At 70.9% G+C, this 15,591-nt stretch carries 14 protein-coding genes; all 14 read left to right on the top strand.

All coding sequences use genetic code 11. The features are described from left to right. The first annotated feature begins 239 nt into the window (after positions 1-239). Positions 240-587 carry an Asp23/Gls24 family envelope stress response protein gene (locus ACULPM_RS10720; protein WP_167929263.1) on the top strand — a complete coding sequence of 116 codons (348 nt, stop codon included), beginning with the start codon at positions 240-242 and terminating at the stop codon, positions 585-587. A 34-nt stretch (positions 588-621) separates the two neighbouring features. Then, entirely contained in the window at positions 622-2,289 is a 1,668-nt protein-coding gene (locus ACULPM_RS10715) for a DAK2 domain-containing protein (protein WP_445332267.1), read from the top strand. Between the two features lie 5 nt (positions 2,290-2,294). Beyond that, the gene (locus ACULPM_RS10710) at positions 2,295-4,457 is read left to right on the top strand and encodes an ATP-dependent DNA helicase RecG (RefSeq protein WP_445332268.1); all 2,163 of its coding nucleotides are present in this window, start codon (positions 2,295-2,297) and stop codon (positions 4,455-4,457) included. Beyond that, complete coding sequence (locus ACULPM_RS10705) at positions 4,454-5,071, top strand: RsmD family RNA methyltransferase (protein ID WP_445332341.1); 618 nt, start codon at positions 4,454-4,456, stop codon at positions 5,069-5,071. The genes ACULPM_RS10710 and ACULPM_RS10705 overlap by 4 nt, the downstream gene beginning before the upstream one ends. A gap of 2 nt (positions 5,072-5,073) precedes the next feature. After that, positions 5,074-5,583 (top strand): pantetheine-phosphate adenylyltransferase, encoded by a 510-nt coding sequence (gene coaD, locus ACULPM_RS10700; protein WP_167929267.1) that lies wholly within the window; start codon positions 5,074-5,076, stop codon positions 5,581-5,583. Between the two features lie 140 nt (positions 5,584-5,723). Next, entirely contained in the window at positions 5,724-6,221 is a 498-nt protein-coding gene (locus tag ACULPM_RS10695) for an ATP synthase F0 subunit B (RefSeq protein WP_167929268.1), read from the top strand. Between the two features lie 2 nt (positions 6,222-6,223). Continuing rightward, positions 6,224-6,817, top strand: a complete 594-nt coding sequence (locus ACULPM_RS10690) for a YceD family protein (protein WP_445332270.1) — start codon at positions 6,224-6,226, stop codon at positions 6,815-6,817. A 123-nt stretch (positions 6,818-6,940) separates the two neighbouring features. Next, a complete protein-coding gene (rpmF, locus tag ACULPM_RS10685) occupies positions 6,941-7,120 on the top strand; it encodes a 50S ribosomal protein L32 (protein ID WP_075280041.1) in 180 nt (59 codons plus the stop codon). A 461-nt stretch (positions 7,121-7,581) separates the two neighbouring features. Beyond that, positions 7,582-8,571, top strand: coding sequence for a phosphate acyltransferase PlsX (gene plsX / locus ACULPM_RS10680; protein ID WP_445332271.1), 990 nt, complete (start codon positions 7,582-7,584; stop codon positions 8,569-8,571). 68 nt (positions 8,572-8,639) lie between these two features. Then, on the top strand, positions 8,640-8,879 hold the full coding sequence (locus tag ACULPM_RS10675) for an acyl carrier protein (protein ID WP_075280043.1): 240 nt from the start codon (positions 8,640-8,642) through the stop codon (positions 8,877-8,879). A gap of 12 nt (positions 8,880-8,891) precedes the next feature. Beyond that, on the top strand, positions 8,892-9,620 hold the full coding sequence (gene rnc / locus ACULPM_RS10670; RefSeq protein ID WP_317415786.1) for a ribonuclease III: 729 nt from the start codon (positions 8,892-8,894) through the stop codon (positions 9,618-9,620). Between the two features lie 16 nt (positions 9,621-9,636). Continuing rightward, positions 9,637-13,176 carry a chromosome segregation protein SMC gene (gene smc / locus ACULPM_RS10665; RefSeq protein WP_445332272.1) on the top strand — a complete coding sequence of 1,180 codons (3,540 nt, stop codon included), beginning with the start codon at positions 9,637-9,639 and terminating at the stop codon, positions 13,174-13,176. After that, a complete protein-coding gene (gene ftsY / locus ACULPM_RS10660; protein ID WP_445332273.1) occupies positions 13,177-14,076 on the top strand; it encodes a signal recognition particle-docking protein FtsY in 900 nt (299 codons plus the stop codon). A 9-nt stretch (positions 14,077-14,085) separates the two neighbouring features. Beyond that, complete coding sequence (gene ffh, locus ACULPM_RS10655; RefSeq protein WP_445332274.1) at positions 14,086-15,474, top strand: signal recognition particle protein; 1,389 nt, start codon at positions 14,086-14,088, stop codon at positions 15,472-15,474. The last annotated feature ends 117 nt before the right edge of the window (positions 15,475-15,591 follow it).

The following is a 15,591-nucleotide window of genomic DNA, read 5'->3' as shown; positions in this document are numbered from 1 at the left end:
CTTCGGCATGTCGCCTCCTCGGTTCGCGGGCCGGCCTCTCCGGCCCCCGAGGGGTGATGGTTCCCGGACTCAGCGAGACATGTTTCGATGAGTCTGGGAGGTGTCTCGCTGAACTTGCAAATCGAAGGGCGACGTTTCCGGTCGGCGCCCACTCGCCCGCGCCCCCGCGTTCTTCTCGCCCGCGCTATAATCAGATGGATTCCGATAAGGAGCACTTCCTGCCAGCGAGAGGAGACCGCATGTCTGGTGTCGTTCCGGGAACGCTGAGGGTGTCAAACGACTGCATCGCCGACCTCGCCGGCTACGCCGCGCTCGAGTGCTACGGCGTCGTCGGCATGGCCGAGATTGACGAGCAGGCCGGCGTCGCCCGCCTGCTGCCGTCCTTCCGCCTGAGGAAGGGCATCGACGTCGCCTCCGCGGGCGGCCGCGTCGCCGTGGACCTCCACGTGATCGTGGAGCAGGGCGTCAACATGTCCTCCGTCGTGGGCAACCTCACGAGCTCGGTCAAGTTCCTGCTCAAGCAGATCGCCGAGCTCGAGAACGTTGACGTGAAGGTGCACATCGTGGGACTGCGCAACGCGCGCTAGGCGCCCCCGTCGAGAAGAACCGAGGTACCCCAAGATGATTTCGACCGTCATCCGCACCTGCTTCCCCGTCGCCGCGAAGGTCGTGGCCGACCGTGCGGAGGAGATCAACAAGCTCAACGTGTTCCCGGTCCCTGACGGCGACACCGGCACGAACATGTCCCTCACGCTCAACACCGTGGTCAAGGAGGTCGAGGCCCTCCCCGCGAGCGCCACGATCGACGACATCGCCAAGGCGATCACCCACGGCTCGCTCATGGGCGCGCGCGGCAACTCGGGCGTCATCACGAGCCAGATCCTGCGCGGCATCGCCGAGGGCCTCTGCGACGCGAAGAACCAGGACCACCCCACGCCCGGCGACATCGCGCACGCCTGGCGGCGCGGCGTGAAGGTGGCCTTCAAGGCCGTCCGCAAGCCGGTCGAGGGCACCATCCTCACGGTCCTGCGCGACGTCTCGGCCAAGGCCGACCAGCTCGAGAAGCGCCGCGACCTCACCTGCCACGAGATGCTCGACGCCCTCGTCGTCGAGGCCTACGAGTCCGTGGCCCGCACGCCCGAGCTCCTGCCCGTCCTCAAGGAGAACGGCGTCGTGGACTCGGGCGCCTTCGGCTTCGCCACGTTCCTCGAGGCCTTCGTGAACGCCGCCACCGGCAAGGCCGGCGAGCTCACCGACTTCAAGACCACGGTCGACGCCAAGGCCGACGTCTCCGCCAAGGTCCAGATCGAGCTCAACGACGACTGGGAGGGCTCGGAGTTCCGCTACTGCAACGAGTTCCTCTTCAAGGCCGAGAAGGACTTCGACGTCGACGCGTCTCTGGCCTACCTCGCCACGCTCGGCGACTGCGAGCTCATCGTGGGCGCCTACCCCGACTTCAAGGTGCACGTGCACTCCAACGAGCCCAACCGCGTGCTCGAGTACATGCTCCAGTTTGGCCAGGTCTACGAGGTCTTCATTCACAACATGGACATGGAGTCCCACGACCGCACCGCCAAGATCGCCGCCGACCAGGCCGGCGAGGCCGAGAAGGACAGGCCGCGCAAGGCCCTCGGCTTCGTGGCCGTGGCCGCCGGCTCGGGCGAGGAGGAGATCCTGCGCTCCCTCGGCGTCGACGTGGTGGTCTCCGGCGGCCAGACGATGAACCCGTCGACGGCCGACATCCTCACCGCCATCGAGGAGGTCAACGCGGAGAACGTGATCGTCCTGCCGGGCAACGGCAACATCCGCATGGCCGCCGAGGCCGCGGCCTCGGCCTGCGAGGGCTCGAAGGTGGCCGTGGTCCCCACCAAGACCGTGCTCCAGGGCTTCTCCGCGATGTTCGTCGTGGACCCGGAGGGCACGCTCGAGGACAACGTCGAGGCCATGACCGAGGCCATCGCCGACGTCCGCGGCGGCGAGGTCACCACCGCCGTGCGCGACTCGCAGGCCGCCGACGGCAGCCCCATCCACGCGGGCGACGTCATGGGCATCCAGGACGACTCCATCGACGTGGTGGGCTCCTCCGTGGAGCAGGTCACGCTCGACCTCATCGCCAAGATGCAGGACGAGGAGGAGGGCGACTCGCTCACCATCCTCGCCGGCCAGGACATGGACGACGAGGCCTTCGAGGCGCTCGTCGCCGCCATCGAGGAGGCCCAGCCCGACCTCGAGGTCGACCCGCACCGCGGCGAGCAGCCCCTCTACCCGGTGATCTTCTCCATAGAGTAGGCCCCTTGGCGGCGCGACCGTCCATACCGGCAGCTGCGGAGAGGGTGCAGAGAACCTGCGCCCTCTCTGACTCTGTGTCGCGACTGCGCTACGTCTCGGGCGCGCGCGAGGAGGCGCTGCGCCGCCTGGGGCTCGCGCGCGTGCGCGACCTCATGCTGCACGTGCCGCACCGCTACCTCGACTTCACGCGCGTGACCAAGATCGCCCGCGCGGACGTGGGGACGGACGCCACGATCGTGGCGACGGTCGACCGCGTGGAGCTCAAGCGGCCGCGCCCCCGCATGCAGATCGTCGAGCTCTCGGTGATGGACGAGACGGGCGTGCTCGTGGCCACCTTCTTCCGCCAGCCCTGGATCGCCGAGCAGGTGCACGTGGGCGACCGCGTCGCCCTCTCCGGCAAGGTGGAGTTCTCCTACGGCTTCAAGCGCATGAAGGCCCCGTTCCACGAGGTCCTGGGCCCCGCCGCCGGGGCGGGCGGCTACGCCCGCGTGCTGCCGGTCCACCCGGTGGGGGAGGGCGTCACCGCCTCGTGGATGCGCCGCATCGTGGCCGCGGCCCTCGCGGACGTGGGCGACGTCTGCGACTGGCTCCCGGCAGGCCTCGTCGCCCGGCGCGGGCTCATGACGCTCGCCCGCGTGCTTCGCGAGGTGCACTTCCCCACGTCGGTCGCCGCGGCGGGGCGCGCCCGCCGCCGCCTCGCCTACGACGAGCTCCTCTGCCTGCAGCTCGCGCTGCTCTGCCGCCAGAGCGTGGAGCTCGCCGGCGTGGAGCCGGTCTCGCACGTGACGTCCGGCCCGCACATGGACGCGCTTCTCGCCGCGCTGCCCTTCTCGCTCACCGACGAGCAGCGCGCCGCCGCCGACCAGATCCTGGCCGACATGGCCGCCCCGCGCGTGATGAACCGCCTGCTCCTGGGCGACGTCGGCACCGGCAAGACCGCCGTCGCCGCCGTGGCGCTCGCCGCCGTCGCGGACACCGGGACGCAGGCGGCCGTCATGGCGCCCACCTCCGTCCTCGCGCGGCAGTACGCCGAGAAGCTCGGCCCCGTCCTCGACGAGGCGCGCGTGAGCTGGGCCCTCGTGACCGGCTCCACGCCGGCCGACGAGCGCGCCATCGCCGAGATGGCCGCGGCACGCGGGGAGCTCACGGTGCTCTTCGGGACGACGGCGCTCCTCTCCGAGGGCGTCGAGTTCGCCGCGCTCTCGCTCGCGGTGATTGACGAGCAGCACCGCTTCGGCGTGGACCAGCGCGCGGCGCTCCGGCGCAAGGGGGCGGGCGCGGACCTGCTCGCCATGACGGCCACGCCCATCCCGCGCACGCTCGCGCTCTCGCTCTACGGGGACGTGGAGCTCTCGGAGATCCGGCGCCGCCCGCGCCCCGGCGCCGGCGTCGAGACCCGGCTCGTGACGCCCGACAGCCTCGACCTTGCCTGGGGAGCCATACGCGAGGCAGCGGCGGCGGGGCACCAGGCCTACGTGATCTGCCCGCTCGTCGACGACGCGGACGACGGCGCCGAGCTCGACGACGTGCCGGAGGGCCTCACCTCGGCCGCGCCGCGCCTGCGCTCTGCCACCTCCACCCTCGCCGACCTGCGCTCGCACGTCCTGCCGGAGCTCTCGTGCGACCTCCTCACGGGCCGCATGGCGGCGGGCGAGAAGGACCGCGCGATGGAGCGCTTCCGCTCCGGGGAGACGCAGGTGCTCGTCTCCACGACGGTCGTCGAGGTGGGCGTGGACGTCCCCAACGCCACCGTCATGGTGGTGCTCGACGCCGACCGCTTCGGCCTCGCGACCCTGCACCAGCTGCGCGGCCGCGTGGGCCGCGGCGACGTCGCGGGCACCGTCTTCCTCTCGAGCGCCGCGAAGCGCGGCTCCACCGCGAGGCGGCGCCTCTCCGCGCTCGAGCGGACGTCGGACGGCTTCGAGCTGGCGGAGCTCGACCTGCGCCTGCGGCACGAGGGGGAGGTGCTCGGGTATCGCCAGCACGGCGGCGTGACGCTCAGGATCTCCGACCTCGAGGCGGACCGCGACCTCGTCGAGGCCGCGCACGCCGACGCCCGGGCCATCGCGGACGACGACCCGCGCCTGCGCGCGCCCGCCCACCGGGCGATGGCGCTCGAGGTGCGTGACCGCTTCGGCGCCTACTTCGAGGAGCTTGACCGAGCATGAGGATCGTTGGGGGAAAGTGGCGCGGTCGCGCCATCGAGGCGCCCAGGGGGCGCGACGTCACGCGGCCGACGACGGACCGCACGCGCGAGCGCGTGGCGTCGATGGTCCTCTCGGCCATGGGGCTCGATCTCTCGGGCCGCTCGGTGCTCGACGCGTTCGCGGGGTCGGGCGCCGTGGGGTTCGAGTTGCTCTCGCGCGGCGCCGCGCGGGCGACCTTCGTGGACCGCGACCGCAGGGCCGTGGCGCTCGTCCGCCGCACCGCGGCCTCGCTCGGGGCGCGCCCCGGCGAGTTCTTCTCGCTCGCGGGCGACGTCTGCGCGCTCGCGGGCCGGGGGCTCCCGGGGGCGCCCTTCGACGTCGTCTTCCTCGACCCGCCCTACGCCATGGGGGCCGACGCCGTGAGCGGGCTCGTCTCCGGGCTCGCCGGGACGGGGCAGCTCGCCCCGGGCGCCGTGGTGGTGTACGAGCACGCGGCGCGCACGCCCGGCCTCTCGTGCGCGGGCCTCGACCTCGTCCGCTCGAAGACGCACGGCGTCTCGACGGTTGACCTGCTGGCCTATGACACCCCGGCAGAGGGCGCGCACGCCCCCGCCGCGGGACCGGAAGGGGAGTGAGCATGAGCTCTGAGACCATCACCCACGTCGTCGTCCCGGGCACCTTCGACCCGGTGACGCTCGGACACGTCGACGTCATCCGCCGCGCCCGGAGGCTCTTCCCCCGGGTGACGGTGGCCGTGGCGGCGTCCGTCAACAAGAACGGGCGGGGCACCGCCTTCACCCTCGAGGAGCGCGCCGACATGATCCGCGAGGCCATCGCGCTCGAGGGCATGCCCGCCGACATCGAGGTCATGCCCTTCACCGGGCTTCTCGTCGACTTCTGCAAGGAGCTCGGCGCGGGCGGCGTCGTGAAGGGCCTGCGCGCCATGACCGACTTCGAGTACGAGCTGCAGCAGGCGGACCTCAACTTCCACCTCTCGCCCGACATCGAGTCGGTCTTCGTCATGTCGAGCCCCGAGTACGGCTACGTCTCGTCCTCCATCGTGCGCGAGATCGCGTCGATGGGGTCGGACGTGAGCAGCCTCGTTCCCGCCAACGTGGACGCGCGCCTGCGCGCCCACTACGCCTGACGAAGCCGCCCCACATCCCTGACGTTCTCGTTGAGCAGGGCGTCTGCTGCCTTCGCCCGTCGCGAATCTGCTACCATGCTGAGAGATAGGGCTCGACCATCGGGCTTGGCGCCCGACGAATCACGCGAAAGGAACCATAGATGCAGCCAGGTGAGGAGATCGAGAGCTTGGTCGACGAGCTCGAGCAGATCGTGACCGAGGCTAAGTCCCCGATCATGGACAACGGGCAGAAGAAGATCGTCGACGCCCAGGACATCTACGAGATCCTGGACGAGATTCGCCGCGTCTTCCCGCAGGAGTTCGCCGACGCGCGCCGCATCCTCAAGGAGGAGCAGGAGACCATCGACCGCGCCCAGCAGCAGGCGAGCTCCATCATCGCCGACGCCCAGCAGCAGGCGATGATCCTCGCAGGCGACCAGGAGATCGTCCGCCTCGCCCAGCAGCAGGCCGACGGCATCCGCGACCAGGCCGCGCAGTACGAGCGCGACACCCGCTACAACGCCGAGGAGTACGCCGACACGGTGCTCGCCCACCTCGAGGAGAACCTCAAGAGCCTCACGAGCTCGGTCACGCGCGTGCGCCAGACGCTCGACGAGAACTCCGGCCCGCGCAACACTACCAACAACGTCCCCTGGTAGCCATGGACCCCATCATCCTGCCCATCGACGAGCGCCTCGCCGCCGCGGGCGACACCTGGTCGCTCGCGGGGCACCTCGACGAGCCCGGCTACGTCGTCGGCGACCACGAGTTCTCGCTTCCCTCCGGCATCGACTACGACGTCGTGCTCACCAACTCCGGCGAGGGCATCCTCGCCACGGGCATCCTGCGCGCCCACGTTGTGGGCACCTGCGACCGCTGCCTCGAGGACGCCGAGTTCGACGTCGACGCCGAGGTGGACGGCTACTACCTCTTCGAGGAGCCCGAGCAGCTCTCCGACGACGAGGACGAGGCCGACTTCGAGCTCGTCTCGGCCGACCGCACGATCGACCTCTCGGGCGCGCTCGTCTCCGCGCTCGTGATGGAGACGCCCTTCGTGGTGCTCTGCCGCGAGGACTGCGCCGGGCTCTGCCCCGTGTGCGGTGCCAACCTCAACGAGGAGGACTGTGGCCACGCCGCGCAGCTCAAGGCCCGGCGCGAGGCGGACCGGATCGCGTCGTCGCCCTTCGCGGCGCTCGCCGGCCTCGACCTCGGCGGGGAGGGCCCCTCGGACGCCGCCGCGCCCGACGCGGAGTGAAGAATTGCTGATGAGGTGTTCTTTGTCTCGCCCAGTCGTGCTATAGTGTCTCTTCGCATGACTGGCGACACGCCATCTCCGTGCGTGCGGAGGGGCAGAGGTTTGTGAACAGGAGAGTCTGACATGGCAGTACCCAAGCAAAAGAAGGGCCGCGGCGCCACCCACACCCGTCGTTCGGCCAACAGCAAGCTCGAGGCCTCGGCCCGTTCCGTGTGCCCCCAGTGCGGCGCCCCCAAGCTCCCGCACCACGTGTGCCCCAACTGCGGTCACTACAAGGACCGCGAGGTCATCGTCACCGAGTAGGCACGCCAGGCCGACTCATCGGAGCCTTCGGGGCCGTCCCGCTCGTGGACGGCCCCGTTTTCGTTGTCTAAATGGGGACAGGCCCCTTTTAGGCAAGTTTCGCCGTGCGCCCCGCCCTTCGCCGAGCATGCCCCGGAGCACGGAAACGACCGGCTCAGGGCCAGGTCCGTGCACCAGGGCATGCTCGGCGGGTCCCGGGGCCTCACGGGGGACGGGCCGTTGCTGCCCTGAGCATGCCTCGGCGCACGCTTCCGGCGAGCATGCCCCCGTGCACGGTTTGTGTCCCCGAATCGGCTCATTCCGTGCGCCGGGGCATGCTCGGCGATTCCGTGCGAGGGGGCATGCTCGGCGAGGGGCGAGAAGGACGTGCCGCCCGCGTGGCGAGAAGAACGCGCGCCTGCTACTTGCGGCATAATGAAGGGGTATGTGACGGGGCGCGACCGCCCCACTAAGGAGGAAGCATGACCACCATCTGCGTCGACGTCATGGGGGCGGACAAGGAGCCGCCCGTCCTTCTCGAGGGCGTCGAGGCCGCGCTCGCCGCGGACCCCGAGCTCGAGGTGCTCGTCGCCGGGGCGGCCGACGTCGTGGAGCCCTTCGCGGCCTCGCACAGCCGCGCCCGCGCGCTCGTCACCACCGAGGTCATCGCCATGTCCGAGCATCCCGCCAACGCCGTGCGCGTGAAGAAGGACGCGAGCATCGTGCGCGCCGCCGCCGCGGTGCGCGCGGGCGAGGCCGACGGCCTCTTCTCGGCCGGCTCCACCGGCGCCGTGCTCACGGCCGCGACCTTCGGCGTGGGCCGCATCAAGGGCATCAAGCGCCCCGCGCTCTCGCTGCCGTTCCCGGGCGTCTCGGGCAAGCCGACCGTGTTTCTCGACATGGGCGCCAACGCGGACGTGAAGCCCGACGTGCTCGTGCAGTTCGCCCACATGGGGCGTGCCTACAGCCGCGCGATCCTCGGGGTCGACGAGCCGCGCGTGGGCCTGCTCTGCAACGGCTCCGAGGACACCAAGGGCTCCGAGATGGCGCTCGCGTACCACGCCGCGCTCGAGGCCGGAGACTGCGGCTTCGCGGGCAACGCCGAGGGCACCGACCTGCTCGCCGGGACCTTCGACGTCATCGTGGCGGACGGCTTCACCGGAAACGTGGCCCTCAAGTCCATCGAGGGCACGGGCAAGTTCGTCATCAAGCGCCTGAAGGCGGCGATGGGCGAGTCGCTCGGCAACAAGATCGGCATGGCGCTTCTCGCCAAGTCGCTCAAGTCGCTCGCCGCCGAGATGTCCGGCGACGAGTACGGCGGCGCCATCCTGCTGGGGCTGCGCGCCCCGGTGGTGAAGGGCCACGGCGCCACGAGCGCCCGCGCCGTCTGCCAGGGCACGCTCGCCGCGGCCGTGGCCGTGCGCGCCGGGCTCACCGACAAGATCGCCGCCGCCTGCGAGATCGCGGGCTAGGGCCGGGGCGCGCCGACGCGCCCGGGACGGGTAGAATCACGGGGGAGACCCCTTTGGAAGGAGACACCATGGATCATGAGGCCACGCTCGCAAAGGTCATCGAGGTCGTCGACGACACGCTGCAGCTCGGCGAGGGCGTGCAGCTCACCGAGGACACCAACCTCAAGGAGCTCGGCGCCGACTCGTTCGACCTGCTCGAGCTCGTGACCGCGCTCGAGGACGAGTTCGGCATGACGTTCCAGGACGACGCCGTCGGCAGCATCGTGACGGTCGGCCAGGTCGTCGCCGCCATCGAGGCCGCCAAGTAGGGGGCCCGTTCATTGAAGATGCACCAGCGGGTGGTCGCGGCCGAGGAGGTCTGCGGCCACCACTTCGAGAACCAGGACCTCATCGTGGCCGCGCTCACGCACCCGTCGGCCGCCGAGGGCAAGTCGCACGCGGCGTCCTACGAGCGCCTCGAGTTCCTCGGGGACTCCGTCCTGGGGGCCATCGTCGCCACGGACCTCTACGGCCGCTTCCCGGACATGGACGAGGGCGAGCTCACGCAGGCCAAGATCAGCCTCGTCTCGGGCAGGATGCTCTCGAGCGTAGCCGAGAAGATCGGCGTGGCCCCGCTCATCCTCATGGGCGAGTCCGAGAAGGGCACCGGCGCCCGCGGCATGCACTCCGCCCTCGAGAACGTCTACGAGGCCATCGTCGGCGCGCTCTACCTGGACGCCGGCTACGAGACCACGCACGAGTTCGTCATGCGGACGCTCGGGCCCGAGGTGTCCCCCGCTCTCGCCAAGAAGCCCATCAGCCCCAAGTCGCGCCTGCAGGAGGTCGCGCAGCGCGACATGCACTGCGGGCCCGAGTACAAGCTCGTCTCCGAGGACGGCCCCGCGCACGACCCCACGTTCACCTCCGTGGCCATGGTGGGGGGCAGGAGGATCGGGCGCGGGTCCGGGCCCTCCAAGAAGTCCTCGGAGAGCGCCGCCGCGATCGACGCCCTCGTCCGGCTCGGCTATGCCGAGCAGGACGACTTCGAGGGCGCCGGCATCACCAACTAGCACGAAGGCAGGCCCCGTGTACCTCAAGTCGCTCACGCTCAAGGGTTTCAAGTCCTTCGCGGACAAGACGCAGATGGTCTTCGACCCCGGCCTCACCGTGGTCGTGGGCCCCAACGGCTCGGGCAAGTCCAACGTCTCCGACTCGATCCTCTGGGTCCTCGGCGAGCAGAGCGCCAAGCAGCTGCGCGGACAGGCCATGGAGGACGTCATCTTCTCCGGCTCCTCGGCGCGCGGCGCCGTGGGCGTGGCCGAGGTGACGCTCGTGCTGGACAACTCCGACCACACACTGCCGATCGACTTCTCCGAGGTGGGCATCACGCGCCGGATGTACCGCTCCGGCGAGTCCGAGTACCTCATCAACGGCGCCCCCTCGCGCCTCATGGACGTCCAGGACATCCTGCACGACTCGGGCCTCGGCAAGGACACCCACTCGATCATCTCCCAGGGCAAGCTCGACTCCATCCTCTCGAGCCGCCCCGAGGAGCGCCGCGCCCTCATCGAGGAGGCGGCCGACATCTCCAAGCACCGCCGTCGCAAGGAGCGGAGCCAGCGAAAGCTCGCCTCGATGGACGAGAACCTCTCGCGCGCCAAGCTCCTCTCGCGCGAGATATCCCGCCAGCTCAAGCCCCTCGAGCGCCAGGTCGACAAGGCGAAGCGGGCGCACGACCTCGAGGACGAGCTCAAGGGGCTCAGGGTGCAGCTTGCGGTCGACGACCTGCGCACGCTCCAGGAGGGCTACAACCGGTTCTCCGCTCGCGGGCGCGAGGCCGACGCGGCCATCGAGCTCGCCCAGTACCGCTTCGACGAGAAGAGCGCGGAGCTCGAGAAGCTCCAGTCGCTGCTCGAGCAGAAGGGCCTCTTCGTGGGCGACCTCGGCGAGCAGCGCCGGCGCATGCAGGACCTCCTCGGCCGCATGGACTCCGACATGCGGCTGCTCGAGGAGAAGGGCAAGAACATGGTCTCGCGCCTCTCCGACATGCGGATGCAGCTCTCCGCGATGGAGAAGCAGCGCGCCGACGCCGCCTCCGAGCACGAGCGCCTCGCGGCGGAGCTGTCCGACACCGCGGTTCGCGAGGAGGACCTCAAGCGCCGCGCCGCCGAGCTCGCCTCGGCCTCGCACGGGGTCGTGGAGCGCCGCCGCGCGCTCGACGCGGAGATCGGCCGCATCACCGCCGCCGAGCGCGCGGCCCGCTCCGAGGCCGACCGCGAGACGCTCGCCTACGCGAAGCTCGAGGAGCAGATCTCGAGCGCCGAGGTCGAGGACCAGATGTTCGTCTCGCGCATCGACCAGCTCGACGAGACCGCCCGGACCGCCGAGGAGGCGCTCGAGGAGCGCGTCTCGGCGGCGGAGCGCCTCGAGGGGGAGCTCGCCGCCGCCCGCGACCGGGCCGACGCGCTCGCGCGCGAGATCGCGGCGCACGACGCCGCGCTCTCCTCCGCGCGCCGCGAGGAGTCAGCCGCCCGCGCCGAGCTCTCCTCGGCCGAGGCCACGCTCGACGCGCTGCGTGCCGTCGACGCGGACGTGGAGTCCGCGAGCCCGCTCGTGGCCGCCCTCGCCGAACGCGCCGGGGAGCGCGTGGAGTGCCGCCTCGCCGACCTCATCGATGCCGAGCCGTCCGTGGAGGAGCTCGTCGAGCGGCTGCTCGGCGACGACCTCGCGGCCCTCGTGGTCCCCGAGGGGGCGGACGCCGCGGCCCTCGCCGAGTCCGCCCTCGGCCTCGCGGACGCCGGCGGCCGCGCGACCATCCTCGCCCGCGCCGCCGCCCGCCCGCCGCAGGGCGACGTCGGGGCGGCGGGGAAGTCCCTCATCGCGCGCCTGCGCGTGCCCGACGGCGCGCGCCAGCTGCTCGAGGCCCTTCTCGGCGACGTCCGCATCGTCAGCGACGCGGCCGAGGCGGTGTCCGCCCACGCGAAGGACCCCTCCCGCACCTACGTCACCGCCGACGGCGTGACCGTCCTGCCCGACGGGCGCGTCCACGTGGGCGACGCCCCCTCGAGCGAGGCGGGCGCGCTCGAGCGCAAGCGGCGCATCCGCGAGCTCGACGAAGGCATGGCCGCGCTGCGCGAGGCGCTCGACGCCGCCGGCGGTGCGGTCGAGCGCGCCGAGCGCGAGCTCGCCGCGGCGCGCGAGGCGTCCGCGTCCGCGAAGGGCGAGGTCGCCCGGCTCTCCGCCGAGCTCTCCTCGGCCACCTCCGAGCGCGGCCGCCTGGAGGCCCAGCTCGCGAGCGCCCGCTCCGAGCTCGCCCAGGTGGAGAAGCGCCGCGCGGCGTCGCGCGAGCGCGCCCGCGAGGCGCGCGGGAAGATCGACGGGCATCGCGCCGCGGCGCGCGAGGCCCGCGAGCGCGCCGACGAGCTGGCCGCCGAGCTCTCGGAGCGCTCCGACGCGCACGAGGAGGCCATCCGCGAGCAGGGCAGGGCGAGCCGCGAGCTCTCCGACGCGCGCCTGGAGCTCGCCATGGCGTCCGAGCGCCGGGGCAACCTCGCCACGCGCGAGCGCGAGCTCTCGAAGCGCGTCGCGGAGCTCGACGAGCGGATCGAGGCGACCGAGCGCGGGTCGCGCTCGCTCGAGGTGGTCCGCCTGCGCGTGGACCCGCTCCACGACCGCTACGACGCCATCCGCTCGCGGGCCCTCGAGTGGGCCGCGCGGCTCAGGGACCGCGCGTCGCTCGCCGAGGCCGACTCCGACTCCCTCAAGCGCACGATCGGCGACGCCAAGGCCGCCGTGAGCGCCGCCTCGGAGGAGCTCGAGCGCGCCCGCTCGGCGGCGAACGAGGTCAAGGTCGACCTCGGCAGGCTCGAGGTCCAGGTGGAGACCGCCATCAACGCCATCACGGCGACGGGCGCCGTCCTCGACGACGCGCTCGCCATCCCCGCGCCGGAGGACCGCGACGCCGCGGAGCGCCGCGTCGCCGAGATCGGCCGCCAGCTCGAGTCCATCGGTCCCGTGAACGAGGTCGCCATGGACGAGTACCTGCGGCTCAAGCAGCGCCATGACTACATCTCCGAACAGGTGGAGGACCTCGAGAGCGCCCGCGCGTCGCTCAAGAAGATCACGGCCGCGATCGAGCGCAAGATGCGCAACCGCTTCCTCGTGGTCTTCGACAAGGTCAACGAGAACTTCTCCGAGATCTTCTCGCTGCTCTTCCCGGGCGGGCAGGCGCACATCGAGATGACCGACCCCGAGAACCCCTCCGAGACGGGCATCGAGATCGTGGCGCAGCCCCGCGGCAAGCGCCTCTCCAAGATGATGCTCATGAGCGGCGGCGAGAAGTCGCTCACGGCGCTCGCGCTGCTCTTCGCGGTCTACAAGGTCCGCACGGTCCCGTTCTACGTCTTCGACGAGGTCGAGGCGGCGCTCGACGACTCCAACCTCTCCAAGCTGCTCGGCGCCATCGAGCGGCTCAAGGAGAGCACGCAGCTCATCGTGATCTCCCACCAGCGGCGCACGATGGAGCAGGCGGACGTCCTCTATGGCGTGTCGATGCAGGCCGACGGCGTGAGCCGCGTGGTCTCGCAGCGGCTCGACCGCGCGACAGGAAAGGTGGTAGATGCATAGATGGGCTTTCTCGACAGCCTGAAGAAGGGCCTCCAGCGCTCGCGCGAGGCCATCAACGAGATCTTCTACATGGGCGGCGAGGTCGACGAGGACTTCTGGGAGGAGCTCGAGGACACGCTCGTCATGGGCGACATGGGCGCCGAGGTGGCCATGCGCGTGACCGACGACCTGCGCGAGCAGGCGGCCCGCGAGAACCTCTCCCGTGCCGAGCAGCTGCGCGACGCCCTCGCGCGCCGCCTGGCGGCCGAGTTCCCCGAGGCCGGGCGCGACCCGTTCTCCGACCTCCCGAGCACGGTGCTCTTCGTGGGCATCAACGGCGCCGGCAAGACGACCACGGTGGGCAAGCTCGCCGGGCGCGCCCGCGAGGCGGGCGTCCCCTGCCTGATTGGCGGGGCGGACACGTTCCGCGCCGCCGCGATCGAGCAGCTCGAGGTCTGGGGCCAGCGCGCGGGCGTCGACGTCATCACCCGCGAGCGCGGGGCGGACCCCGCGAGCGTCTGCTACGACGTGGTGGACGAGGCCGAGCGCCGCGGGGCGCAGCTCACGCTCATCGACACCGCCGGGCGCCTCCACACCTCGGCCGACCTCATGCGCGAGCTCGCAAAGGTTGTGAACGTCACCAGGAAGCGCTCCGCCGTCCCCGTGACGGTGGTGCTCGTCATCGACGCCACGACGGGCCAGAACGGCCTCAACCAGGCGCGCGAGTTCAACGACGCCCTCGAGCTCGACGGCCTCATCGTCACCAAGCTCGACGGGACCGCAAAGGGCGGCATCGCGCTCGCCATCTCCAGCCAGCTCGGCCTGCCCATCTACCGGATCGGCGTGGGCGAGTCCATCGACGACCTCCAGTCCTTTGACGCGCTCGACTTCTGCCGCGCGCTCGTGGGTGAAGGGATGTAAGCCATGGCAGTGTTCAGCTCTCTCTCGGACCGTCTCCAGGACACCTTCGACTCCCTGCGCGGCAAGGGTCGCCTCACGGAGGACGACATCAACGTCGCCATGCGCGAGATTCGCATGGCGCTGCTCGAGGCCGACGTCAACTACCGCGTTGTCAAGGGCTTCGTCGGGCGCTGCAAGGAGAAGTGCCTCGGCGCGGACGTCCTCGACTCGCTCTCGCCCGCGCAGAACGTCGTGCGCATCGTCCTCGACGAGCTCACCGTCCTTCTCGGCTCAACGGACTCCAAGCTCACGCTGGCCCAGAACCGCACGCCCAACGTGATCATGCTCGTGGGCCTGCAGGGCTCGGGCAAGACCACCGCCGCGGCAAAGCTCGCCTACCTGCTCAAGTCCCAGGGCCACAGCCCGCTTCTCGCCGCGTGCGACACGCACCGACCGGCCGCCGCCGACCAGCTCGCCACCCTCGGCGGCGAGATCGGCGTCTCGGTCTTCCGCGGCGACGGCATAGACGCCGTGGCCGTGGCCGAGGGCGCCATCCGCGAGGCCGTCGACCACCTGAACGACATCGTGATCGTGGACACGGCCGGCCGCCTCCAGATCGACGAGGAGATGATGCAGGAGGCCGTGGCCATCAAGCAGGCCGTGCGCCCCGACCAGATCCTCATGGTCGTGGACGCCATGACGGGCCAGGACATCGTGAACGTGGTCACGGAGTTCGCCAACCGCGTGGACTTCGACGGCGTCATCATGTCCAAGCTCGACGGCGACGCCCGCGGCGGCGGCGCGCTCTCCGTCCGCGAGGTCACCGGCAAGCCGATCAAGTTCGTCTCCATGGGGGAGAAGCCCGACTCGCTCGAGGTCTTCCATCCCGACCGCATGGCAAAGCGAATCCTCGGCATGGGCGACGTGGTCGGCATCATCGAGCAGGCCCAGAAGGTCGCTGACGAGCAGCAGATCGAGGACGCCGAGCGCATGCTCCGCGAGGGCTTCACGATGGACGACCTCCTCGCGCAGATGCAGCAGATCCGCAAGATGGGCGGCCTCCAGAAGATCATGGGCATGATCCCGGGCATGGAGCGGGCCCTCGCCCAGGCCCCCCAGGCCGTGGACGACTCCCAGATGACGCGCATCGAGGCCATCATCCGCTCGATGACCCGCGAGGAGCGCCTGCGCCCCAAGATCATCAACGGCCAGCGCCGCCGCCGCATCGCCACCGGCTCGGGCCGCACCGTGCAGGAGGTCAACCAGCTCATCAAGCAGTGGGACGAGATGAACAAGATGGTCGGCCGCATGAAGGGCATGATGCAGCAGGGCGGCGGCCGCAAGGGCGCCAAGAAGGGCCGCCGCGCCATGCAGCAGATGATGCGCAACATGGGTGGCGGGAACGGGCTGCCGTTCTAGCTCTAGTTCTGGTTCGCGTCCTGTCGAATCGGACGAAACGTCGCCGGGCCCCCGCAGCGCGAGGTTGCGGGGGCCCAGGGAAGTTTTGCGGGCCCAGAATGTCGAGAGCACCCTCAG

Source organism: Thermophilibacter sp. ZX-H3, assembly GCF_052599055.1.
The sequence above is the reverse complement of the archived record's forward strand: the minus strand, read 5'-3'. Positions and strand labels throughout refer to the sequence as shown.